This window comes from Rothia sp. HMSC062F03 (assembly GCF_001836905.1).
GTDB classification, from domain to species: Bacteria; Actinomycetota; Actinomycetes; order Actinomycetales; family Micrococcaceae; genus Rothia; species Rothia mucilaginosa_A.
This window is the reverse complement of the sequence record NZ_KV830898.1, coordinates 243,187-266,424: the sequence shown is the minus strand read 5'-3', so window position 1 is coordinate 266,424 and position 23,238 is coordinate 243,187. Positions and strand designations below refer to the sequence as shown.

Below are 23,238 nucleotides of genomic sequence, written 5' to 3'. Positions count from 1 at the left end.
ATTCAGCGAAGAATTACTGGTTGTGAACCTCAGCCAGCATGTTCTTCAGGTGGCCCAGAATGGTCAGCGGGTCGGAACCGAAACCGTCGTGGTGGTGGGTCTTCGAGGTCCACACGTGGGTGTTGCCGACCCAGCGAGCGGTCTCCATGGAGTGCTCGAAGTCCACGTACACGTCCGGGTTGTAGGCGGCGGCCACAACGGGAACCTCGTTCTTGTGCAGCTGCTCGTGGTCGTACAGGCGACCCCAGTCCTTCTTCTCGGCCAGGATATTCGCCACCTCGGCCAGCGGACGCAGCGAGGGATCCTCCTCGTAGTACCAGGGGAAGATGTGCTCGCCGGTGAAGAGCAGACGGTCCGCATCCGGTGCGAACTCGGGGCGGGAAGCCGCCACGCGAGCAGCAGACCAGTTGGTCGGCGCGGGGGAGGGGGACAGTTCGTAGCCGGGGATGCCGGGCAGAACGCCGTCGGCGGGGCCGTCAGCGTAAATGGTCTCGTGCATCAGGGCGTACAGCGGGTTCGCCTGGAAGGTCACCTCGGCACCCATAGCGGTCAGGAACTGATCGGACAGGTGGTCGTTACCCTCGGCGAATGCGTTCTCCAGGAAGTAGTGCAGACCGCGCTCGCGCCAGCGGCCACCCAGGAAATGGCCGGCCATCTGGAAGCGGTGGTCGGTCAGACGCTCACCGGTGGGCAGGTACTCCTTGTGGGTGCGCAGGTGCTCAGCAATGCGGGTAGCGAGCTCAGCGTCCTCGGGGAACCAGCTGTAGTACTCCTCGTTACGTTCCTTCATGCGGTCGAAGGTGTGCTGGTAGACGTTGTCCACGGAGGTGCGAATCGGCGCCAGGCCCGCGGTGATGCGGCAGTCACGCAACGACTGCGGTGCGAACGACAGGTAGGACAGGGTCAGGAAGCCACCGAAGGACTGGCCAATGGTGGACCAGCGCTTATCGGCGCGGTCAGCCAGCAGCACCTCGCGGATAGCCTCCGCGTCAGCGATGATGGAATCGGCGCGGAACAGCTCAGTGTACTCAGCCTGAACCTGCGCGTCACCCACAGCGGTGATGGTGCGAGCGGACAGGGGAGAGGAGAGGCCGGTACCGCGCTGATCCAGCAGAATCACGCGGTGGGTCTTAGCCAGCTCGGCAATCCAGCCGCCGATAGAGCCGGTCTTCGGGGAACCGAAGCCGGGGCCGCCCTGCAGGTACACGATGTAGGGGCGCTTATCAGCCGGGACGGTCAGGGTCTCGCTGGTGTTCACTACCTCGCGGGCGAACACGGTGATGGTCTGGTCCGCGAAACGGGAGGAGAGAGCGGCATCCTTGCCCTTGGAGAAAATCAGACCGTGGGTCAGGGGAACCTGGAACCAGTGGTCGGTAATCTCGTAGCCGTCGTGCTTGACGACCGAACCCTTGCGGTACTCAACCTTGGGAAGCGAAGAAACGGTCAACGGTGAACCTTCTTTCAAATAAATAGATAGATACTCTGTATTCTAGCCCACTTGAGGGGAGATCCGGAGGGGCCCCTAGAACTCGCCAACGCTCAGGATCTTGAGCACCGGGTAGCCCGCCTCATCGGAAGCGGCCAGGTCTACCTCTGCGCGAATACCGAAGTCAAAGTTATCTTCGGGGTCGGCAAAGCTCTGCTGAACCTTCCACACGCCGGGGTGAGCCGCGGTATCCTCGTCCATGCTGACCAGGCGAGGCGAGCGCGCATCGGCGTCCGTGTAGATGTCGTCGTAGACGTCGAAGTAGTCGTCCATGGCGTCGGCCCAGCGGTCGGCGTCCCAGCCGCACCACTCGTCCAGGGCACCCAGGGCGCGGTCACGCTCGTCAGCGAAGAGCTCCACGCGGCGGAAGAGGGCGTTGCGCACCATCACGCGGAAGGCGCGCAGGTTCTTCGTCACGGCGGGAGGCTCTTCCTCCTCAATGGAGGCGTGCTCGGAGGCAATGGTGGCGGTGTCTTCGCCGGCGGCCAGCTTCTCCCATTCGTCCACCAGGGAGGAGTCGGTCTGGCGTACCAGCTCGCCGAGCCACTCGATGATGTCGTCGAGCTCGTCGGTCACGGCAGAATCGGGGATGGTGTGGCGCAGCGCCTTGTATGCGTCAGAGAGGTAGCGCAGGAGCACGCCCTCGGCACGTTCGAGCGAGTAGTACTGCACGAAGTCGTTGAAGCCCATCGCGCGTTCGTACATGTCACGCACGATCGACTTGGGGCGCGGCTCAAAACGAGCCACCCACGGCGCGGACTGCTTGTAGGTCGTGTACGCCTGATCGATGAGCTCAGCCAGGGGCTGCGGGTAGGTGACCTTGTCCAGCTCATTCATGCGTTCGGTGTAGTCCACACCGTCCGCCTTCAACTGTGCCGACAATTCGTTCTTCGCCTTGCGTTCCTGTGCGTACAGCACCTGGTTCGGCGAATCCAGGGTCGCCTCAATGAGGGAGAGCGCGTCCAGTGCGTAGCTGGGGGACTCGGGGTCGAGCAGTTCCAGCGCGGCGACCGCAAAAGCGGACAGCGGCTGGTTCAGGGCAAAGTTATCCTGCAAATCCTCGGTCAGGCGCAGGTAGGAGCCGTGCTCATCCGGGGTGTTGGTTCGCTCAATCACGCCGCCGGTCAGCAGCTCCTTGTAGATGCCGATTGCCTTGCGCAGCAGCTCGCGGCGGCGCGCGGGGCTCTCATGGTTCTCCTGAATGATGCGGTACGCGGCAATGACCGGGTTCTCCGGGCGGTGCATCAGGTTCAGTAGCATCGAATGGGTGATGTCGAAGGAGGAGGTCAGCGGCTCCGGGGCGGCCTCTACCAGTTGCTTGAAGGTCTTCTCGGACCAGCCAACGAAGCCTTCCGGCGCCTTCTTACGCTTGGAGGACAGCGACTGGTTAATGCGCTTGGTATCGTCACCGAACTTCGCCTGCGCCTTAGCCAGCAGGCGAGCGTTCTCAATATCGTGCTCGGGTGCCTGAACCACCACGGTGCCGGCGGTATCAAAACCGGCGCGGCCGGCGCGTCCAGCAATCTGGTGGAACTCGCGGGCACGCAGACGGCGGCTACGGGCACCGTCAAACTTCGACAGCGCCGTAATCAGCACGGTACGAATCGGCACGTTAATACCCACACCCAGGGTGTCGGTACCGCAAATCACCTTGAGCAGACCCTCCTGGGCCAGCTGCTCGACGAGGCGGCGGTACTTGGGCAGCATGCCCGCGTGGTGAATACCGATACCGGCACGCACCAGCTTATTCAGCGCCTTACCGAAGCCCGGACCGAAACGGAACTTCGCAATCAGCTCTGCAATGCGTTCCTTATCTTCCTTCGAGGCAATAGCCACCGACAGCAGCGCGTTCGCCTGCTCCAGCGCCGCCTTCTGCGAGAAGTGCACAATGTAGACCGGAGTCTGCTTGGTCTGCACGAGCTCCTGCACCGTCTCCTGAACCGGGGTGGTGGAGTAGTAGAAATGCAGCGGAATGGGACGCTCGGAATGAGCCACCAGGTCGCTCTCGCGGCCGGTCAGCGCCGTTATCTCCTCCTGGAAGCGGGTCGTGTCGCCCAGGGTTGCGCTCATCAGCAGGAACTGCGCCTGCGGAAGCTCCAGCAAGGGAAGCTGCCACGCCCAGCCGCGCTGCGGGTCGGAGTAGAAGTGGAACTCGTCCATAATGACCTGGCAGAGGTCCGCATCCTTGCCCTCACGCAGGGCAATATTCGCGAGAATCTCCGCGGTGCAGCAGATAATGGGCGCCTCCGTGTTGATGGCGGAGTCGCCGGTAATCATGCCCACGTTCTCGGCACCAAAAATATTAATCAAGTCAAAGAACTTCTCAGACACCAGCGCCTTAATGGGGGCGGTGTAGTAGGATCGCTGACCGGTCGCCAGGCCCGTAAAATGCGCGGCAACAGCTACAGTGGACTTACCCGAACCGGTCGGGGTTGCCAGCACCACGTTATGTCCGGCGGCAATGCTCAGGACGGCCTCGTCCTGGGCGGGGTACAGGGTCATGCCGCGGGTCGAAATCCACTCGGTAAACGCCTCATAGATTTCTTCGGCAGTGAGGGGGTTGCCCTTAAAATCGCGTCGATTGTAGTCGCCGGGATTCTCACCCAGCGTGGGAGAAAGAAAATTCAAAATACTCATGAGAATTCCAGTCTATCGGGAATAGGGCGGGCGCGGGGGCGTTATCGTTACGAGGGAACACGCGGGTACTCGCGGAGTGCTTGCGGGGTGTTCACTGCATCTTTGCGGGACGTTCGCGATTCCTTCGCGGGGTGATTACGGGGCGTTCGGGAGGCGCGGTGCCGCGCTAACGCGGGAATTCCCCAAATTCGTGTAGTGTAGAACAAAGCGCTTTAAATGCAGTGATGCAGAATCCGGCGCTCAGACTTTTTCGAAGGCATGGACCTCCAGGCCGCATAGATTACCGCGTAGATGCAGAATCTGCCGATTGATGTCGGTGCATATTGAGCGGCTGATGCACGCCCCAAAATACATTGCATAAATAACGACACGCCCACCTATGATGTAAATAGTGTTGCGTGCCACATTGATAAAGGAATAGGGTAAGAGAAAGGAGAGACGTTGAATGACTGAATACAACGCTGACAAGGCACAAGAAAACGCCGCGCGTGAAGAAGCCGCGCACGAAGAAGCCCTGCACAACAAAACCACGCAGGAAAAAGCCGCGCAGAAAAAAGCTGCACAGGAAGTAACCGGTAGCGAACAGCGCAAGGCAGAGGAGGAAGCCCTCAAAAAGCGCCTCGCCCTGCGAGTCACCCCGCCAGGACATAAATACCCCTGGCATCGCTGGGCAATCCCTGTCGTGGGTGAAACCACCGCGGGTACCGGTGCGATTCTTATCCCCGTCATGGTGGGCCAGTTCATCAACCAGCACATCGCCGGAAAAGCCCCCGACGCCTGGCCCATGTTCTGGGTGGTCGTCGCAGCCATCACCTTCATCGTGATTAACGAGTTCTTCGGCTGGGGTACCTCCATGACCCTCAGCGCGGAGCTCGGCCGCGACTGGCGCATCTACATCAACCGGCTCATGGGACGCACCCGCGCTGGCGTAGACTCCGGCGAAGCGGTCACCGTCATGAACAAAGACGTACGCCGCATTACGGACGTCTACTTCTCGCTACCGCTATTCGTCAACGCCATGATCATCGCGACCCTCGGTGCCGTGCAGCTCTGGCTCATTAACCCCGTCACCGCGGTCGTCACCCTCATCGGCACGCTCATCGTGGTCGGCGTGATCGCCTGGTACTCGACCTTCCTCGAATCCAAAATCGGCGAATACCGTGAAAAGGACGGCGAAGCCTCCTCACGCGCCTCCGATATCGCCACCGGTCTGCGCACCATCGCCGGCCTCGGCGCCGAAGAACAGATGCGTGAACGCTACCACCGCGGTACCGACGAAGTTTTCGACAGCTACATGCGCTACGAAAAGACGCACCGCTGGATGTTCCTCATCCGCGCGCTGCTCGGTGGCGCCGTGACCCTGCTCGGCATCGGCTTCGCCCTCACCGGCCACGTCGAAAACGGCCGCTGGGTATCCGATACGCCCGCCGCGTCCCTGGTGACCGTCGCCTCCATTATCGCGATGATGGGCGGCCCCATCTGGATTACCCAGAACTTCCTCACCGCCTGGCGTTACGCCAAGATTGCGCTCGCCAAGGTCGCCCGCCTCGAAGGTCACGCCGGCGTGCGTCAGGGCGTGCTGAAGAGCCCGCGCACCGACGAAGAAATGGCGCAGCTGGCACGCGTCGAACAGACAGTCGAGGCGAGCACCCTGAAGGTGCCCGTACCCGTCGCCCCCGCCGGTGCCAGCAACCCGCGCATCGTGTACGTCAACCCGCGCGACTACAACCTCACCGCGCAAGACTACGCCGAGGCGCTTGCCCGCACCCTGCGACGCGGGGGAGAGGACCTCAAGGACGCCTCCGGCCGCCGCGTGCTGCTGAGCGAACCGAACCCCATGATTTTCGCCGGAACCCTGCAGGAGCACCTGCGCCTGGGCACCGTGCCGAACCCCGACGAGGAGCTGGCACAGGCAAAGGATGAGGAGCTGCTGAAGATTACCGACTCCCGCGAAATCGCCTACCGACTGGGCGGACGCAACCCCGAAGACTACTTCGCCGCCCGCATCACCAGCGAAGGCGCGAACCTCTCCGGTGGTCAGCGTCAGCGTCTGGCACTCGCCCGCGCACTCGCACAGGATGCGCAGGTGCTCATCCTGACCGAGCCGCTGAACTCCGTGGACGAACCCAGCCAGCGTTACATCTACGATGCGATGGAAACCCAGATTGGTAGCGACCGCCTGCCCGTCGGCTACCCCGGCCTGCTGCAGGATTTGGAGCAGGTCTACGTTGTCTCCACGACCGCGGAGACGACCCGCCGCATGGAACGCGACGGCTACCCCGTCGCTCAGGCAGAAACCCCCGCAACCACTCAGAATCAGGAGGTGAACTAGCATGGCAAAGCAGCTCCCCATCGAAACCCCCGCCTACGTGGCACGCCGCATGTGGAACTACCTCGCAGCGCATAAGGGGCGAGCCCTCTACACCTTCGTCATCTACATGGTCAGCACCCTCATGGGTGCTGTGGTGCCCCTGCAGATTGGTGCCACCGTGGACGACGTGGTGGCGGGTAAGTTCGCCAGCTACCCGTGGCAGCCGATTCTGATTATTCTGGCGGCGTTCATCGTGCAGGCGATAACCCTTATGGTCTCCTCGTACAGTGCGGCCCGACTGGGTGCGCTCGTCACTCGCGACGCCAACCAGGACACCCTCGACGGCACCCTCGACCTGGACGCACGCACAGTGGAAGAAGCCGGCAGCGGCGACCTGCTCACCCGCGTGACCGACGACCTGTCCTCGGCAGCAAACGCTGTCAGCACAGACCTTCTCGGTGCAATCTACGTGGTCCTGTACTTCCTGGTTTCCACGATCTCCCTGGCGTTTGTGAGCCCCGCAATGGGTCTGATTATGCTGCCCATGATTGCCGGTCTTGCCCTCATCATGTCGAAGATGCTGCCGCTCATGGCGGCACGCAACCAGACCGCCCAGGAGCGCGTGAGCGACCTCAACAGCGTGCTGACCGAGAACATTCGCGGCACCTCCACGATCCGTGAGCTGGGCGTTCACACCGCCCGCGAGGACGCCTTCGCCGGTGAGAACAAGCGCCAGTTCGCCGCGCAGCTGGGCATGGTGCGCATCCGCCAGCTGTACTTCACCGTGGACGCTATCAACGCCTGGATCCCCACGATTCTGTGTATGCTCTGGGGTGCCGCCTGCGTGGCTCTCGGCTGGGCAAGCTGGGGCGCCGTGGCGACCGCCTCGGTCATGGTTTTCAGCCTGCGAGTCCTCGCCGACATGCTGAACCACCACGTCAGCAGCCTGCGCATCATGCTGGTGAACATGGGTCGTGTGTTCGGTGTGGTCTCCCTGGCGAAGAAGCAGCGTGAGGCGCGTGCACAGCACCGTGCCGAAGCGTTCGCCGCCGTATCTGATGAAGCCGTGAAGAACCCGGAGTACGCCATTGACTGCACCGACGTCTCCTACGGCTACTCGCCGGACGCCCTCGTTCTGGAAGGTATCAACCTGAAGATTCGCCGCGGTGAGGCACTTGCCCTGGTGGGTCGTTCCGGTTCGGGTAAGACCACCCTGGCTCGTCTGATTGGTGGTTCGCTGACCGCCCTGGAAGGCACCATCACCGTGATGGGCCGCCCGGTCGGTCACGGCGACTTCCCGACCGATGCCGCCGCCGATGGCCGCCCGCGCCTGCTGGTCTGCACCCAGGAAGCGCACGTCTTCTTCGGTACTCTCGCCGATAACTTTACGGTGGTCGTGCCGGACGCGACCGTCGAGCAGATGGGCGAGGCACTGGACGCTATCGGTGCCCGCTGGTGGCGCGACCTGCCGCAGGGCATGGATACTGTCGTGAGCGGCGCGGATTCGCCGCTGACCCGCGACCAGATTCAGCAGCTGGCGCTGGCACGTATTGTGCTTGCTGACCCGCACGCCGTGATTCTGGACGAGTCCACCACCCAGCTGGAGCTCGCGGACGCAACCGAGTCCCTGAGCGCCGTGCTGGCGAACCGTGCGGTGCTGATCATTTCGCACGATGCGCGTATCGCCTCGCTGGCTGACCGCGCGGTCCTGCTGCACGAGGGTAGGATCATTGCGGAGGGTTCACCGGCAGAGATTTTCGCCCTGACCTAAACCCGGAGGATAAGCCCGGCTGATAGTGCCCGGTACCGTGTGAAGCGGTGCCGGGCACTACGTGTTTAACGGGTGGTTTCCGTACAAGGGTGCACTGAAATCGGCGGCGGGGAGCCCTTGCAGTAACGCAGGACTCAAACGAAAATTTCGGAGAGATTCACTTGTCACCCGCAAAACTTTCAGTTACTAAGAATCATTGTGATAACCTGGCAGAGCGATATGGGGTGCCTTGAGACGCCCGCGACCCGCTAACCTGCCAAACTGACCGCCCAACGAAGGGCTACGGCACAGCGAAGAGCTAAGGCATAGTGGGCGCACGAAACGGCGTACGAACACTCAAGGCTGAGAGAATCACCCATTGAACCTGCTCTAGTTCGAACTAGCGAAGGGATTATCGATGATGGCAGAGCAGCCTACCGCGCCCGCGTGCGCACCCACTACCAACCCTGTACCCGGCGCGAGCGCCTCCGGAACCTCCCGGGCACCCCAGACAGCTCAGGTACCTCAGGCAGCTCGGGTGCCGAGGGTTCTCTCCATTGCCGGAACCGACCCCTCCGGCGGTGCAGGTATTCAGGCGGACCTCAAGTCCATTGCTGCATCCGGCGGTTACGGCATGTGCGTGACCACCTCACTGGTCGCCCAGAACACGTGCGGGGTTCGTGAAGTGTTCACCCCGCCCCTGGAATTTTTGACCGCGCAGCTTGCCGCCGTTTTTGATGACGTCACGGTTGACGCCGTGAAAATCGGCATGCTCGGCGACGCAGACACGATCCGCACGGTTCGTACCTGGCTGAGTGAGCATCCCGTGCCCGTGGTCGTGCTCGACCCGGTCATGATTGCTTCCAGCGGTGACCGCCTGCTGCAGGCGGAAGCGGAGCAGGCGTTGCGCGACCTCGTGCCGCTCGTGAATGTGATTACCCCGAACATTCCGGAGCTCGCCGTACTCTGCCAGAAGGAGCCCGCCCAGACTTTCGATGAGGCACACGAGCAGGCGGCGAACCTTGCTGCGGCGACCGGAACTACCGTGATTGTGAAGGGCGGCCACCTGTGTGGTCAGGACGCCGGTAACACCGCGGTCTTCCCGGACGGCACCTGCGCTCACGTGCGCACCCCGCGCCTGGACAGCCGTAATACGCACGGCACCGGATGCTCCCTGTCCTCCTCGCTGGCAACCCGCCTGGGCGTGGAGCTGCTCCAGCACACCGAAGCCGCAGAGTACACCGCAGAGCAGAGCGTTCTGACCAGCGAAGACACCCACCGCGCCCTGCAGTGGAGCACCCGCTGGCTCCACGAATCCATTGCCGCAGGTGCCGGTCTGCAGGTCGGCTCCGGTGAGGGCCACGGCCCGGTGGACCACGCCGCCCGTGCCCGCCGTCTGGAGGCTGCCGCCTCCGCGTACCCGTGGCATCACCTGCTCGCCACCACCGACTCTGAGGGCAATACTCTGGACGGCACCAGCCCGGAGCGTCTGCTGCCGGTCAGCCCCGTACCCGCCGGTGAAGCCGTCGTAAAGCCCGCCGGTCCCTGGACCGCCGCCCTCTGGGCAGCCGGTGGCGAAACCTGGCACCAGATCCTGGACCTGCCCTTCGTGCGTGCCCTCGGTGACGGAACCCTCGACGAGGACCTGTTCGCCTTCTACCTGGACCAGGACGCCCTCTACCTGCGGGATTATTCGCGTGCGCTCGCGACTCTCTCGGCGCGTGCTGACACCGCTGAGGCGCAGGTGCACTGGGCCGCCGGTGCGCATGAGGCGATTGCCGCCGAATCGCAGCTGCACGAGGGCTGGCTGGCGAACCGTGCGCGTCTGGGTGGGCCCTCACCGATTACGATGGGGTACACTAATTTCCTGCGTGCCTCCGCTGCCGGTGATGATTACGTGGTCGGTGCCGCCGCTATCTTGCCCTGCTACTGGCTGTACGAAGAGGTGGGCGCTGTGCTCTCCTCGCAGAATCATGCGGACCACCCGTACGCGGAGTGGTTGAGCATGTACGGTGGCGAAGAGTTCGCCGCGGAGGTGGCGCGTAGCCTCGCGGAGGTGGAGCGTGCGTTTGAGACGGCTTCACCGGCTCAGCGTGTGCGCGCGGCGCGGGCGTACCTGTCGGCGTGCGTGTACGAGCGTGAGTTCTTTGACCAGGCGCACCGAGCATTGCGTTAGTTTGCCGGGCGCTGCGCTAGATGATAGGCGCCGATTTTTGGGCTGAATACCGCCCCGGCATGGCGTGAGATGGGTGATTGATGCTTCACTCAAGCTACCGACGGTTCGGTGGTTGTGCCGGTTATGCTTAAGGCGTCGGTGAAAACCGTTTGCGGCAGGATTCCGGCCCTCACCCAACTGGCTGATGTCCCTGCCGCACCCGCACCTCTACGGCGTGTAACCGACCAGTTTGGCCCGCCGCAACCACCTCATCCACCCCCCCCGGCGGGCCAAACGCTTTCCTCCCGGGTTTCGGGGCTCCGTGTGAAAGCATTTCGTGTATAAATTCCGCATAGAAATATCCCGTGCAGATACTCTCATCTGCACGGGATATTTTGCTGTTCTGTTTTTCTGATCTGCCGCTGTCTATAGCCGCAGTCGGAGCAAAAGTTTATGCGCTCTGCCCCTCTCGACTCTCCTTCTTCTCCGCCGGGTAGCCGAAGCAGAACGCCACACCGGCCACCAGCGCGGCAAGCCAGATGGAAAATACACCGGCCCATCGGTACACAAGGGCCATGAGAAGCACTCCGGCTATAAAGGAGATGACCACGAGCGAGTAGTCGAGCGCTTTGAGTAGAGCTGCGCGGCGTCGCGCCTTCGCCTCATCTTTTGACGCTCCATCGGGGGTTCTCAGCGGAAGGTACAGGGAGCCGGCGGCGTACCAGGCGCTGAGCATTTTGCGCCAATTGCCGCTGGTCATGAAGAGCGAGAAGGGATTTTCGCCAATGCGCGTGTCCGCGAGGGCGTGAATCATCAGGCCGACCGTGAAGGCCAGCGCGCCCACCTGAAAGCTATTGCTCAGCGTTCTGTCCGTAAAGGGTACCGCGAAGCACACCAGCAGGAACGGCAGGAGCGTGCCAATGCGCCAGTGCCGCATCCGGGCCCGCTGCCCCAGCAGATCATGGATAAGATGCCCTCCCAGGTATCCGCAGCTGAAGAAGATGACGGAGAACCAGCGCAGGTGCACCGCATGGGGAGTATCGCGATGCAAGTCGGCGATGAGCAGAATAAAGTTACCGGTCTGCGTGGCGACGAGGGCCTCGTAGCGCATGTGTGAGAAGACGTCCACCGCGCCGCCCAGGGAGGCGAGGAGTAGCGCCATGATGCGCCCGTAGCGGCGAGGCGCGGGAATACGTCCAAGAGTCTCGCGGAGGTGGTGAAGCATGCGACCGCCCTCATCTGTCGGTGGTAGGTTCTGAAGACCCAGCCGGCGGGGGCCTTCTGGTTCCATGCTACGGCATGGACGGCGGCGGTTAGCGGATCGGGGGAGGAGCCCCGCGGGCCGGCCGCCGTTAAAGCGTAGGCCCCGAGCAGCTATCTGCTCGGGGCCTACGTACTATTCGGTTTTTAGCTTAGGGGGAGTATCCTACTTGCTCTCGCCCTTGAGCGCACCCACGAGCGGACTAATCACGTCCATGGGCAGCGGGAAGACCACGGTCGAGTTCTGGTCGGCGCCCAGCTCCAGCAGGGTCTGCAGGTAACGCAGCTGCAGGGAAGCGGGGGACTGGCTCAGAATGTCGGATGCTTCCTTCAGCTCGCTCGAAGCCTCAAGCTCACCGCGTGCCGAAATGATCTTTGCGCGACGCTCACGCTCGGCCTCAGCCTCACGGGCCATGGCGCGCTGCATGGCCTCGGGAATCTCAACGTCCTTAATTTCGACGAGCTCAACCTGGATGCCCCAGTGCTCGGTGCGGGAGCCGATGATGGAGCGCAGGTCCTCGTTCAGGTCCTCGCGGTGTGCGAGCAGGGTGTCCAGGTCAACACGACCCAGCAGGGAACGCAGGGTGGTCTGGGCGATCTGGCTGGTGGCGATCGGGTAGTTCTCGACCTCAAGCACCGCGTTCTTGGCGTTGGTCACACGGAAGAGGACAACGGCGTTCACGCGGGCGGGAACGTTGTCCTTGGTGATGACTTCCTGCGGGGGAATGGTCAGGGTGATAACACGCATGTCAACGCGCTGCAGGGAGTCGACGAGGGGGAAGACCACGTTCAGGCCGGGCTTCAGCTCGGAACGCAGGTGGCCGAAACGGAAGGAGATACCGCGTTCATATTCGGGGATCACGCGGAACATACGAATCAGAATAAAAAGAACAATAACGGCAACTGGGATGAGGATTGTTGCCAGGGTGACGGGATCCATGGGTTTCCTTCACATCTATTCGGGATGGTTCATTCGGGGCATGTGCACCCATCGACTGCGCCTCGTACAGACTCGACGGGAGGGTGTGTTCGGAAAGTTTGTCAGCGGCACGTGGTGCTCGCGGCGGCCCTTCCGGTGGGGAGGTTCAGGGGGGGGGGATGCGCAATGGGCCTCCGCCCCGGCGGGGGAACGCCGGGACGGAGGGACCATCAGCATTGCTACTTCTTCGCCAGCTTCTCGGCGGCCTCAACTTCGGCCAGGTTCTGCTCCTGCAAGACCTCGTTCGTGGTCTTGTGCAGTCGCTTAACCGAGGCACCGGTACCGCTCCAGGCGGGGCGATCCGGGTCGAGGACCGAGGTGCGAACCGGCAGGGATGCATCCGCAATCATCTGCTTGCGGGCCTGCTCGGTACGGCGCTTACGCTCGTTCGAGACGCCACCCCACTTCGCGGCGAAGCGATCCATCTTCACGTTCATCGACTCTTCGGCGGTGGATGCGTGAATATGCTTCGGGTCACCCTCGAAGTTGGCGGGGGAACGCATGAGCTTAATCGCCAGCGGGTAGGTCAGCGATAGGACGACCACCACTGCGGCTGCCTCCACCAGAAGCTCCAGGGGAGAGTGCCACACGATGGCCGCACCAATCATGACCACAACGCCCAGCAGGGAGACCGCCACGGCCAGGCCGCGGTGGAATCGTCCCGACTCGGAGTAGGGCCACTCGTCCACCTCGCGGGTGAGTTCGCGGCCGTTTGCCGAGACGGTGCAGCTGTCCTTAATCGGGCAGGTGTTGCACACGCTGGGCTTAGCGCGGTAGCGCATGACGCGGTTGTCCGAGTCGAAGGCCGTGGCCCACAGCCACTGGTCTTCGGGGCAGAGCCACGCATCGCTCTCTTCGTGGTAGGTGAACCCGAAGGTTCGCGCCGCCACGACACGCTGGCTGGTGCGCTTAGCGAGAATATCGAAGCACCACCCCACGGCGACCAGGCCGAGCGCGTACACGCAGGCCAGCCACACGAAGAAAGATACTCCAGCAATCTGCTCAGGCATGGTTAGCCTCGACGATCGCTACGGTAGGGGCTGGTCTGCTCGGGCAGCTCCTCAGCAGCCTTGGCACCGGCGAACTCGGCGATACGAGCGTCGTCAACCACCTCGTACAGCGGGGGCTCGGGCAGCTCGAGGACGGTCTCCTTGGAGTTCTTGGAGAAGATCTCCTTGATACCCAGCCATGCCAGCTTGATCAGCGGGAAGATGCCGACCAGGAAGATGACGTCACCGGGCATACGCATCCAACCCATCACGGCGGAAGCGCCGTCGTGGATGAACGCGAAGGAACGAGCCTCGTAGTAGCCTTCACCAACGGACTTGTACAGCTGAGCGATACCCAGCGGCAGCAGCGAGATGAAGGACATCCACAGCAGACCGATGTTCAGGGTCCAGAAGGAGAACTTCAGGCCCTTCTCAGGCCACTTGTTCTCGGGAACCAGGTAGCGCAGACCGAAGACTGCGAACGCGATTGCGAGCATACCGTACACACCCATCATGGAGGCGTGTGCGTGGTTTGCGGTCAGTGCGGTACCGATTTCGAAGTAGGACACGATCGGCAGGTTGATGAGGAAGCCGAAGACACCTGCACCGAGGAAGTTCCAGAAGCCCACGGCGATCAGGAACATCACGGCCCAGCGGTGCGGGAAGGGCTTGGTGCGGTTGGAGTACTGGCGAGCACCCAGCTGCATGAAGCCCCATGCCTCAACGGTCAGGAAGGTCAGCGGGATAACCTCAGCTGCGGAGAAGAACGCACCGAATGCCATCTGCTCGGAGGGGGTACCGACGAAGTAGGTGTGGTGCAGGGTACCGACCACGCCACCGACGGAGTAGAGCACGGCGTCCATCATGATGATGGAGATAGCGATGCGCTCGCGGACAACGCCGAGCAGCACAAAGATGTACGCCACCATCACGGTGGTGAACAGCTCGAGGAAGTCCTCCACCCAGAGGTGAACCACCCAGAAACGCCAGAACTCGGCGACCGTCACGTGAGTGCGCTGGCCGGCGAGCAGACCCACTGCGTAGAACATGGGGATGGCCAGGCCCGAGAACAGGAACAGCCACGGCAGGGAGGTCTTCTTAGAGCCCTTCAGGCGGGCGGTGAGGGTTCGTGCGACGATCACAATCCAGATGAACATGCCCACGATGAGCAGAATCTGGAAGAATCGCGGCAGGTCCAGGAACTCCCACTGCTGCGAGAAGATGGAGTTGGTGGGGACCAGACCCTTCTGCGAGAACCATTCGTTCAGCAGCGAGCCGAGCACCACGAAGACCACGGCACCGATGAGGACGTAGGTCAGCAGACCCTGCTTCTTGGGTTCGCGGCGGGTAATCAGCGGGGCGATGAAGATACCGCCCGCCAGGAACGCGCCTGCGGTCCAGAAGAGGGAGAGCTGCAGGTGCCAGGTTCGGGATACCGTGTAGGGCAGCAGCTGGCCCATATCGATTCCGAAGAAGCCGGTGAGTTCTTCACGGTAGTGCTCGGTGAGCGCACCCACCAGAGCCTGCAGGAGGAAGAGCACCAGGATGGTTGCGAAGAGCAGGCAGGCTGCCTTCTGCGAGGGGGTCAGGCGAACTTCGTCGGGCTGGCGGAAGTCGAGGACGGGTGCCTCTTCAGCGTGCCAACCGATGGAACGGGACCAGCGGCCGTAGATGGCGAACATCAGACCCGTACCACCGATGAGGGTAATCAGGGACAGGGCCGACCAGACCATGAGGTCTGCGGTGGGCTTGTTGTCAACGTTCGGCTCGGAGGGCCAGTTGTTGGTGTAGGAGTAGGGCTGATCGGGGCGATCTGCTGCCGAGGCCCATGCGGTCCAGCCGAAGAAGGCGACGAGGTCGTGCAGTTCTTCGTCGTTCTTAATGGCGTCGGGGAACAGGCCCTGCGAGGTGTCGCCCTTCATCAGGGTGTCGCTGTAGTGCTTGAGCATGAGCTGGAAGCCCTTGGTCTCACCAGCGGACCAGGTCAGGGTCTTGGTCTGCTCATCGTACTTGTTCTCCTTGCGCCACTCGTTCTTGACGAGTTCGCGGGGGTCCTGCTTGCCCTGCTCACGATACTCCTTGATGGCGGCATCGGTGGTCAGGCGCAGGTACTCTGCAGTGTAGTCGGGGCCGAGGTAGGCACCGTGGCCGAGGACGGTTCCGTACTGCTGCAGGCCGCGTGCCTGGAAGAGTTCCTGACCATGCAGGATCTGTTCCTGGGTTGCGATTACTTTGCCGTCGTTGCCGACAATCTTGTCGGGCATCGGCATGGAGAGTGCGTAAGTGCGCATTGCGAGGACTGCCATGATGGTGAAGCCCAGGAGCATCACAAACGCAACAGCCTGTACCCAGCCCTTACCGGCATAGGCACCGACCGTGTCTGTGCGGCGGGCAATCTTAGCTGCCTCAGCACGCGAGACGGGTTTTGTAGCCATAGTGATATGTCTCCAGTGTGCGTGGATTTGCGGTTCGAATGGGACCGACGCACATCCGCTGGAGGGCGGCTCACTGGGTAGCGAATCGTCCGGAGAGGGAGGTGCGACAGCCCACCCTTACCCTATTTTTGCATATTAAATGCGCATTTATAAAACTTTGGTGACGAGGTGTCTCAATGTGACGCCGAGGTCATTCGGGGAGGATACTCCCGGGGCGACAGCGCCCGTACATTCCGTTGTTGTTCCTCGTGTCTACCCTACCAAAATTCACTTCGTGGCAAAAACAAAGGAAAGGCTTATATGCCGCAACCTTAAATATCAACCGGCGGTAAACGCATTATCCCCGCAAAAGCCCGATGCCCCCGCCGCAAAGCGCCGCCGAAGGAACCCTCCTGAACCCCGTTCGACCGGCCCCCGATAAACCCGGGAGGAACGGAGCTACGAGCGGCCCGGGGTATGGAATAATGAAATCGGTAGCGGACGCCAGCGCCCCTTATCTAACACGGTACATACGCGCAGCGGGGGAGTAGCCTCCCTCTGCACCGCGCACCCCACCGCCGGCCCGTCGTCCACCGTCGGTACAGCCTCCAGGAGTTCACATGAAGATTTATCAGGCATCCCAGAAAGCAGTCACCGGAATTCTGCGCACCGTTTTCCGCGCCCGCGTGACCGGTCTCGAGAACTTCCCCGCCACCGGCCCGGTGATTGTCGCCTCCAACCACCTCTCCTTCCTGGACTCCATCATTATTTCCGCCATGATGCCCCGCCGCGTGGCGTTCCTCGCCAAGGCCGAATACGTGAACACCCCCGGCCCGCGCGGCAAGATGATGAAGGCCTTCTTCGAGGCCGTGGACATCATCCCCGTCAACCGCTCCGACCGTTCCGAATCGCTCAAGGCCCTCGATATCGCCCTGGAGAAGCTGAACGAGGGCAAGGTCTTCGGTATCTACCCCGAGGGCACCCGCTCCCGCGACGGCTACCTCTACCGCGGCAAGATTGGCGTGGCCTGGCTGGCACACATGACCGGTGCACCCGTCGTGCCCGTCGGCCTGATCGGTACCGACCGCCTGCAGAAGCCCGGCTCGAACATGATTTACCCGCGCCGCTTCACGATTCGCGTGGGCAAGCCGCTCTACTTTGAGAAGACCGGCGAGAAGATGAGCGGCAAGCAGCGCCGCGCCACCACCGACACGATCATGGATGAGATCGCCCAGCTGTCCGGCCAGGCGCGAAAGAACGAGTACAACGTTTCGCCCTCAGCCGCACGCGACGCCGGCTAAACCTTCTTCCGGCGCGCACCGCGTAGACTTAAACCGCGCATCCACGCATGGGCCCGCACGCGGGGTCGGCGTAGGATGCGCGGTTTGTCGTATGTCCGCCCGCGCCCGAGGAGAAAGCACCCATGGCAGAGCCCTCCAGCTACCGTCCGGCCCCCGGAGAAATTCCCACCGACCCGGGCGTCTACCGGTTCCGTGACGCCGACGGGCGCGTCATCTACGTGGGCAAGGCCAAGAATCTGCGCAACCGCCTCAATAGCTACTTCGCCTCGCCCGAGACGCTACGACCCAAAACCTACGCGATGGTGCACACCGCCGCCAGCGTCGAGTGGACCGTGGTGGCCAGCGAGATGGAGTCCCTGCACCTGGAGTACACCTGGATCAAGGAGTACGCGCCGCGCTTCAACATTGCGTTCCGTGACGATAAGTCCTACCCGTACCTGGCTGTGACCGTCAACGACGTGTACCCGCGCGCTATGGTCACCCGCGGTGAGCGCCGCAAGGGCGTGCGCTACTTTGGCCCGTACTCGCAGGTGTGGGCCATCCGTGAAACCCTGGATGCCCTGCTGACCGTCTTCCCGGTGCGCACCTGCACGAACGGCGTGTTCCAGCGTGCCAAGAACAGCGGACGCCCCTGCCTGCTCGGCTACATCGACAAATGCTCGGCGCCCTGCGTGGGTAAAATCAGCGCCGAAGACCATCGCGAACTGGCCCGCGGCCTGACCCGCTTCATGGGTGGAGGCGCCGAGAAGTACATCGAGCGGCTGACCAAGGAGATGAAGGAAGCCGCCGCCCAGATGGACTTTGAACGCGCCGCGGTGCTCCGCGACGACATCGCGGCACTCACCAAGGCCTTCGAGCGAAACGCCGTGGTGCTCGGCTCGACCGTGGATGCCGACCTCTTCGCCTACGTCGAGGACGACCTCGAGGCATCCGTTCAGGTGTTCTTCGTACGCGGCGGCCGAATCCGAGGCCAGCGCGGCTGGATCGTGGAAAAGGTGGACGACAGCACCGACGCGCAGCTCATCGAGCAGCTGCTCACCCGCGTGTACAGCGATATCGCGGTCAGCCTGGCCGCCCAGAAGGGCAGCGGCACCGAAAGCCTGAACAGCTACGATATTCCGCGTTCCGTGCTCGTGCCGGTGGAGCCCGAGAACAAGGAGCAGCTGGTCTCCTGGTTGGCGGAGGTGCGTGGCGGACCCGTGGAAATCACCGTTCCGCAGCGCGGCGACAAGGCCGAACTCATGAAGACCGTCACCGAAAACGCCCGCCAGGCCCTCACCCTGCACAAGAGCCGGCGCGCCGGCGACCTCACCACCCGTAGCGCCTCCCTCGTGGAGCTGCAGACGGCCCTTGAGCTTCCCGACCCGCTGCTGCGCATCGAATGTTACGACATTTCGCACGTGCAGGGTACGAACGTGGTCGCCTCCATGGTGGTCTTCGAAGACGGCATGCCCGCCAAGAAGGCCTACCGCACCTACAGCATCACCGGGGACGCCGCCCGCGACGATACCGCCAGCATGTACGACGTCATTACGCGCCGCTTCAAGCGGCACCTGGCCCAGCAGGCCGAGCGCGCCGAGGCGCCCGCGCGCTCCGGGGAGATTGACGCCTCCACCCCCGAGCCGCAGACCTTTGCCTACCCGCCGAACCTCGTGCTCGTGGACGGCGGCCCGCCCCAGGTGGCCGCCGCATCCGCCGCCCTGAGTGATTTGGGTATTACCGATGTGTACGTGGCCGGAATCGCCAAGCGCCTGGAGGAGCTGTGGCTGCCGGATGACGACTACCCGGTCGTGCTCCCGCGCACCTCGGAGGCGCTGTACCTGGTGCAGCGCATCCGCGATGAGGCGCACCGCTTCGCCATCACCTTCCACCGCTCCAAGCGAGGCAAGGCCATGGTCGCCTCCGCCCTGGACGAGATACCCGGACTGGGCGAGGTTAAGCGCGCCGCGCTCGTGAAGCATTTTGGTTCGGTGGCGCAGATTAAGCAGGCCACCGAGGAAGAGCTAACACAGGTGCCCGGCATCGGCCCGGCGCTTGCGCAGAAGATTATGGCAGCGCTGGCGTAACGCACCGGTTGGGTCCCGCCGGTGGGCCTCTTGCGTGCGGGCTGCGCGTGACCGGCGTGCGAGGACCGGTGCGTGAACCCGTGAATGGGGCCCGTAACCGGCCGTCATAAACGTGTCATAATTGAAGGAAACCGTCATCATTACGAGCGCGCTACCTTTGCGTGCCCTCAACCAGTAGAGTGGAAACCGTGAGTAATAACCATCTACGCCTATTCACCAGCGAATCGGTGACTGAAGGCCATCCCGACAAAATTTGTGACCAGATTTCCGACGCAATCCTGGACGGCATTATCGCCCAGGATCCCGCAGCGAACGTTGCTGTGGAGACCATGGTGACCACCGGCCAGGTGCACGTCGCCGGTGAGGTGACCACCTCCAGCTACGTCGAGATTCCCTCCATCGTGCGTGAGACCATCCTCGATATCGGTTACGATTCCTCGACCCGCGGTTTCGACGGCGAGTTCTGCGGCGTCTCCGTCTCCATCGGCGAGCAGTCCCCGGACATTAACGCCGGCGTGTACGAGTCCCTCGAAGTTCGTCAGGGCATCGCCGCCGACGATTACGACCGCCAGGGCGCGGGCGACCAGGGCATCATGTTCGGTTACGCATCGAACGAGACCAACGTGCTGATGCCCGCCCCCATCTGGCTGGCACACCGCCTCTCCGAGCGCCTGACCAAGGTGCGCAAGGACGGCCTACTGACCGACCTGCGCCCCGACGGCAAGACCCAGGTGACCCTCGGCTACGACTCGAACAACGTGCCCGTATCCGTTGATACCGTGGTTGTTTCGAGCCAGCACACCGCCAGCTACGATCTGGCCGACCTGCGCGCCGACATTGAGAAGCATGTGATTGCCCCCGTGCTCAGCTCCGTGGACCTGGATTCCTCCAACACCAAGTTCATCGTCAACCCTGCCGGCCGCTTCGTGCAGGGTGGCCCCGTCGGTGACGCTGGCCTGACCGGCCGCAAGATCATCGTTGACACCTACGGCGGTTCCGCACGCCACGGTGGCGGTGCGTTCTCCGGTAAGGACCCCTCGAAGGTGGACCGTTCCGCAGCCTACGCTATGCGCTGGGTCGCCAAGAACATCGTGGGCGCCGGCCTCGCCGATCGCGCCGAGGTTCAGGTGGCGTACGCCATCGGCCAGGCAGCACCCGTTGGCCTGTACATCGAGACCTTCGGCACCGAGAAGGTTGACCCGCTGAAGATTGAGCGCGCCGTGCGCGAGGTCTTTGACCTGCGCCCGCTGGCCATCATTAACGATTTGGACCTGCGCCGCCCCATCTACCGCAAGACCGCGGCTCACGGCCACTTCGGCCGCACCGAGCCGGAGTTCACCTGGGAGCGCCTCAACCGCGTGGATGCACTGCGCTCGGCAGTGTCCTCCTCCTAGAACGAATTCAGCGAACGAGAGCACGATAGCGCGCGTGAGTCAGAACCGTTCTGATGAACCGAAGGTACCCGCGGGTACCCAGCAGGAATCCCTGCAACAGCTTGACCTGTTGCAGGGATTTCCTGCTCTTCGTGATGCCCTGATTCCCGCGACGCCCGAGCCGGTCAGCGTGGCCGCCGAGTTGCGGGCCAGCGGCGTGGTGAACCCCGTGGCGCGCGTGCGTGTGGATAGCACCCTGCCGCAGGTGGACCGCACCTTCGACTATCGCGTGCCCGCCGAGATGAACGAGGATGCGGTGCCCGGCGCCCGCGTGCGCGTCATGTTCAACGGGCACGAGATGAGCGGTTACATTGAGGAGCGCGCGGCCACGACCGATTGGACGCGGTCCTCGCTTGCCCCGCTCAAGGGGGTGCTCTCGCGTGTGCCGGTGGTGGCGCCCGAGATTTTCAGCGTGGCGGAAGCGCTGGCCGATCGCTACGCCTCCACGGTGGCGAACGTGTTGCGCCTGGCGGTTCCTCCGCGCGTGGCCGCCCTGGATAAGAAGTACGCTCCGTTCCTGCCGGGTTACGACCCTTCCCAGGTGGGACCTCATGCTCCGGTTGAGGGCGAATCTGTCGGTAACCCTTCGATTGAAGGTGAGGGTTGCGAATCTCAGGTTCAGGCTGAGGGTGAATTGGCTAAAAACTCTTTGACCGGCGGAAATAGTGCTGAGACCGACCCCTACGCCTGGCTCGCTACCCCCGGCGCACCTGCGCCCTTCACCCTTGAGCCTCCCGCCCCGTTGGAGGACGCACCCGATGCCGCCGCGGTCTTCTCCGATTACGAAAACGGCCCCGAATTTATCGAGGACGTGGCCGCCGGCGTCGCGAGCCGCGCCGTCATGACCGTGCTTCCCGGCCACCTGGAACACACCTGGGCCGATGTGCTCGCCGCGGCCCTGGCCACCGCGGCAACCTCCGGGCGGGGCGCCATCGCCGTGGTTCCCACCGCCAAGAGCCTCGACCTGCTGGAGAGCGCCCTCGCGCGGGTGCTTCCCACCGATTCCTACGCACGCCTGAGCGCCGATTCGGGCCCGCACGCGCGCTACCACGGGTTCCTCAAGGCCCGCCTGGGTCGCGTGCCCGTCGTCATCGGAACCCGCGCGGCCGCCTACGCCCCGGTCGCTAACCTGGGCCTGGTCGTCTGCTGGGACGACGGCGACTCGTCGCTGCTCGAACAGCGCGCCCCCTATTGCCACGCCCGCGACGTGCTACTGTTGCGCGCCTCAGCGGAGAACGCCGCGGCGCTCTTCGCAGGGTTCACGATGAGTAGCGAGGCGGCACGCCTGGTACGCACCCGCTGGGCCACCTACCTGCGGGCTCCTCGCTCGCTCGTGCGTGAGTATTCGCCGCGCATCTTCTCGACCGGTTCGGAGTACGAGCTGGCTCGCGACCCGCTGGCTGCCGTGGCGCGCATCCCGCACCTGGCCTTCGAGCACGCCCGCCGCGCCCTGTCCCGAGGCCCGGTGCTCGTGCAGGTGGCCCGCAGTGGTTACGTGCCCTCGTTCTCGTGCGCACGGTGCCGCATGCCAGCCCGATGCACCGTGTGCAGCGGCCCGCTTTCGCTGGCTTCCGGTTCCTCGGTGCCCTCCTGTGCGTGGTGCGGCCATCTGGCCCAGCAGTGGCGGTGCCCCGAATGTGGGTTTAACCGCTGGCGTTCCTCGACGGTGGGAGCGATGCGCACGGCCGAGGAGCTGGGCCGCGCCTTCCCGAACGTCCCGGTGATTTCCTCCTCGGGCGACCACGTGCGCGCGACGGTCGGCCCGGAACCGGCCCTGGTCGTGGCGACTCCCGGGGCTGAGCCCGTGGCTTTCGGCGGTTACGCGGCGGCCCTGCTTCTGGACGCTGATAAGATGCTTTACTTCGATTCCCTGCGTGCCCCCGAGGCCGCCCTGCGTCGTTGGCTTAACGCGGCGGCCCTGGTGCGTCCGGCGGCGCTGGAGGGGACCGTAGTGACGACCGCCTCGCCCTCGCCCGTGGAGCAGGCCCTCATCCGCTGGGATCCGGCCTGGTTCGCTCGCGAGGAGCTGGAGGAGCGTTCCCAGACGGGCTTGCCTCCGGCGGTGCGCACGGCCGCGGTAACCGGCGCGGAGGCTGACGTGCGCTCCTTTATGGAAATCTTCCTGGGTTCTTCGGCCCTGCCCGAGTCTGTGCGCGAGCAATTGCGGGTGGTCGGTCCGGTTCCGCTGGACCACGGCTATCTCGCCTGGTCCGAGACCCTGGAGAATGATCCGGAGGAATCCCCGATGCGCGGGGACTGGCGCGCCCTGATCTTCTTCTCCTACGGTATTGCCCAGCAGGTGACGCACGAGTTACGCGCCACGCGCGCCACGATGGCCGCCCTCAAGAAAACCGTGGGGGAGCGGCCCGTCCAGGTGCGTTGTGACGGCTTGGACGTGCTTTAAAACCCACAGTCTTGCGGATTTATCTGCAGAAAACGCAGAGGTACAGTGCAGAA

The 23,238-nt window shown here is 63.3% G+C and carries 13 protein-coding genes and 1 riboswitch; of the genes, 7 read left to right on the top strand and 6 right to left on the bottom strand.

What is annotated here, in order from left to right:
• Positions 1-13: 13 nt before the first annotated feature.
• Both HMPREF2674_RS08630 and HMPREF2674_RS08625 read right to left on the bottom strand, forming a co-directional pair.
• Complete coding sequence (locus tag HMPREF2674_RS08630; RefSeq protein ID WP_246826209.1) at positions 14-1,447, bottom strand: alpha/beta fold hydrolase; 1,434 nt, start codon at positions 1,445-1,447, stop codon at positions 14-16.
• A 75-nt stretch (positions 1,448-1,522) separates the two neighbouring features.
• A complete protein-coding gene (locus HMPREF2674_RS08625) occupies positions 1,523-4,123 on the bottom strand; it encodes a DEAD/DEAH box helicase (RefSeq protein ID WP_049346261.1) in 2,601 nt (866 codons plus the stop codon).
• 445 nt (positions 4,124-4,568) lie between these two features.
• Between HMPREF2674_RS08625 and HMPREF2674_RS08620 the strand changes: the two genes are divergently transcribed.
• The 3 genes from HMPREF2674_RS08620 (at position 4,569) to HMPREF2674_RS08610 (ending at position 10,360) form a co-directional block, all read left to right on the top strand.
• Positions 4,569-6,455 carry an ABC transporter transmembrane domain-containing protein gene (locus HMPREF2674_RS08620; RefSeq protein ID WP_070825435.1) on the top strand — a complete coding sequence of 629 codons (1,887 nt, stop codon included), beginning with the start codon at positions 4,569-4,571 and terminating at the stop codon, positions 6,453-6,455.
• Between the two features lies 1 nt (position 6,456).
• Positions 6,457-8,205, top strand: coding sequence for an ABC transporter ATP-binding protein (locus HMPREF2674_RS08615; RefSeq protein ID WP_070825434.1), 1,749 nt, complete (start codon positions 6,457-6,459; stop codon positions 8,203-8,205).
• A gap of 210 nt (positions 8,206-8,415) precedes the next feature.
• Positions 8,416-8,614: riboswitch (TPP riboswitch) on the top strand.
• Positions 8,603-10,360, top strand: a complete 1,758-nt coding sequence (locus HMPREF2674_RS08610; protein WP_084824469.1) for a bifunctional hydroxymethylpyrimidine kinase/phosphomethylpyrimidine kinase — start codon at positions 8,603-8,605, stop codon at positions 10,358-10,360. (Overlaps the previous riboswitch by 12 nt.)
• Positions 10,361-10,790: 430 nt before the next feature.
• Here HMPREF2674_RS08610 and HMPREF2674_RS08605 read toward each other — a convergent pair whose 3' ends face one another.
• The 4 genes from HMPREF2674_RS08605 to HMPREF2674_RS08590 form a co-directional block, all read right to left on the bottom strand.
• A complete protein-coding gene (locus HMPREF2674_RS08605) occupies positions 10,791-11,564 on the bottom strand; it encodes a YoaK family protein (protein ID WP_049342852.1) in 774 nt (257 codons plus the stop codon).
• A 201-nt stretch (positions 11,565-11,765) separates the two neighbouring features.
• Positions 11,766-12,539, bottom strand: a complete 774-nt coding sequence (locus HMPREF2674_RS08600) for a slipin family protein (protein ID WP_049342851.1) — start codon at positions 12,537-12,539, stop codon at positions 11,766-11,768.
• 218 nt (positions 12,540-12,757) lie between these two features.
• Positions 12,758-13,588 (bottom strand): transposase, encoded by an 831-nt coding sequence (locus HMPREF2674_RS08595; protein WP_049334115.1) that lies wholly within the window; start codon positions 13,586-13,588, stop codon positions 12,758-12,760.
• 2 nt (positions 13,589-13,590) lie between these two features.
• The gene (locus HMPREF2674_RS08590; protein WP_049334116.1) at positions 13,591-16,002 is read right to left on the bottom strand and encodes a nitric-oxide reductase large subunit; all 2,412 of its coding nucleotides are present in this window, start codon (positions 16,000-16,002) and stop codon (positions 13,591-13,593) included.
• Between the two features lie 599 nt (positions 16,003-16,601).
• On the opposite strand from HMPREF2674_RS08590, the gene HMPREF2674_RS08585 reads away from it, so the two are divergent.
• From HMPREF2674_RS08585 to HMPREF2674_RS08570, 4 genes are all read left to right on the top strand, one after another.
• Entirely contained in the window at positions 16,602-17,282 is a 681-nt protein-coding gene (locus tag HMPREF2674_RS08585; protein WP_049342848.1) for a lysophospholipid acyltransferase family protein, read from the top strand.
• 122 nt (positions 17,283-17,404) lie between these two features.
• Positions 17,405-19,348, top strand: coding sequence for an excinuclease ABC subunit UvrC (gene uvrC, locus HMPREF2674_RS08580; protein ID WP_070825433.1), 1,944 nt, complete (start codon positions 17,405-17,407; stop codon positions 19,346-19,348).
• 188 nt (positions 19,349-19,536) lie between these two features.
• Positions 19,537-20,742 (top strand): methionine adenosyltransferase, encoded by a 1,206-nt coding sequence (gene metK, locus HMPREF2674_RS08575; RefSeq protein ID WP_049334119.1) that lies wholly within the window; start codon positions 19,537-19,539, stop codon positions 20,740-20,742.
• 34 nt (positions 20,743-20,776) lie between these two features.
• Positions 20,777-23,185 (top strand): primosomal protein N' family DNA-binding protein, encoded by a 2,409-nt coding sequence (locus HMPREF2674_RS08570; protein ID WP_070825432.1) that lies wholly within the window; start codon positions 20,777-20,779, stop codon positions 23,183-23,185.
• Positions 23,186-23,238: the final 53 nt, after the last annotated feature.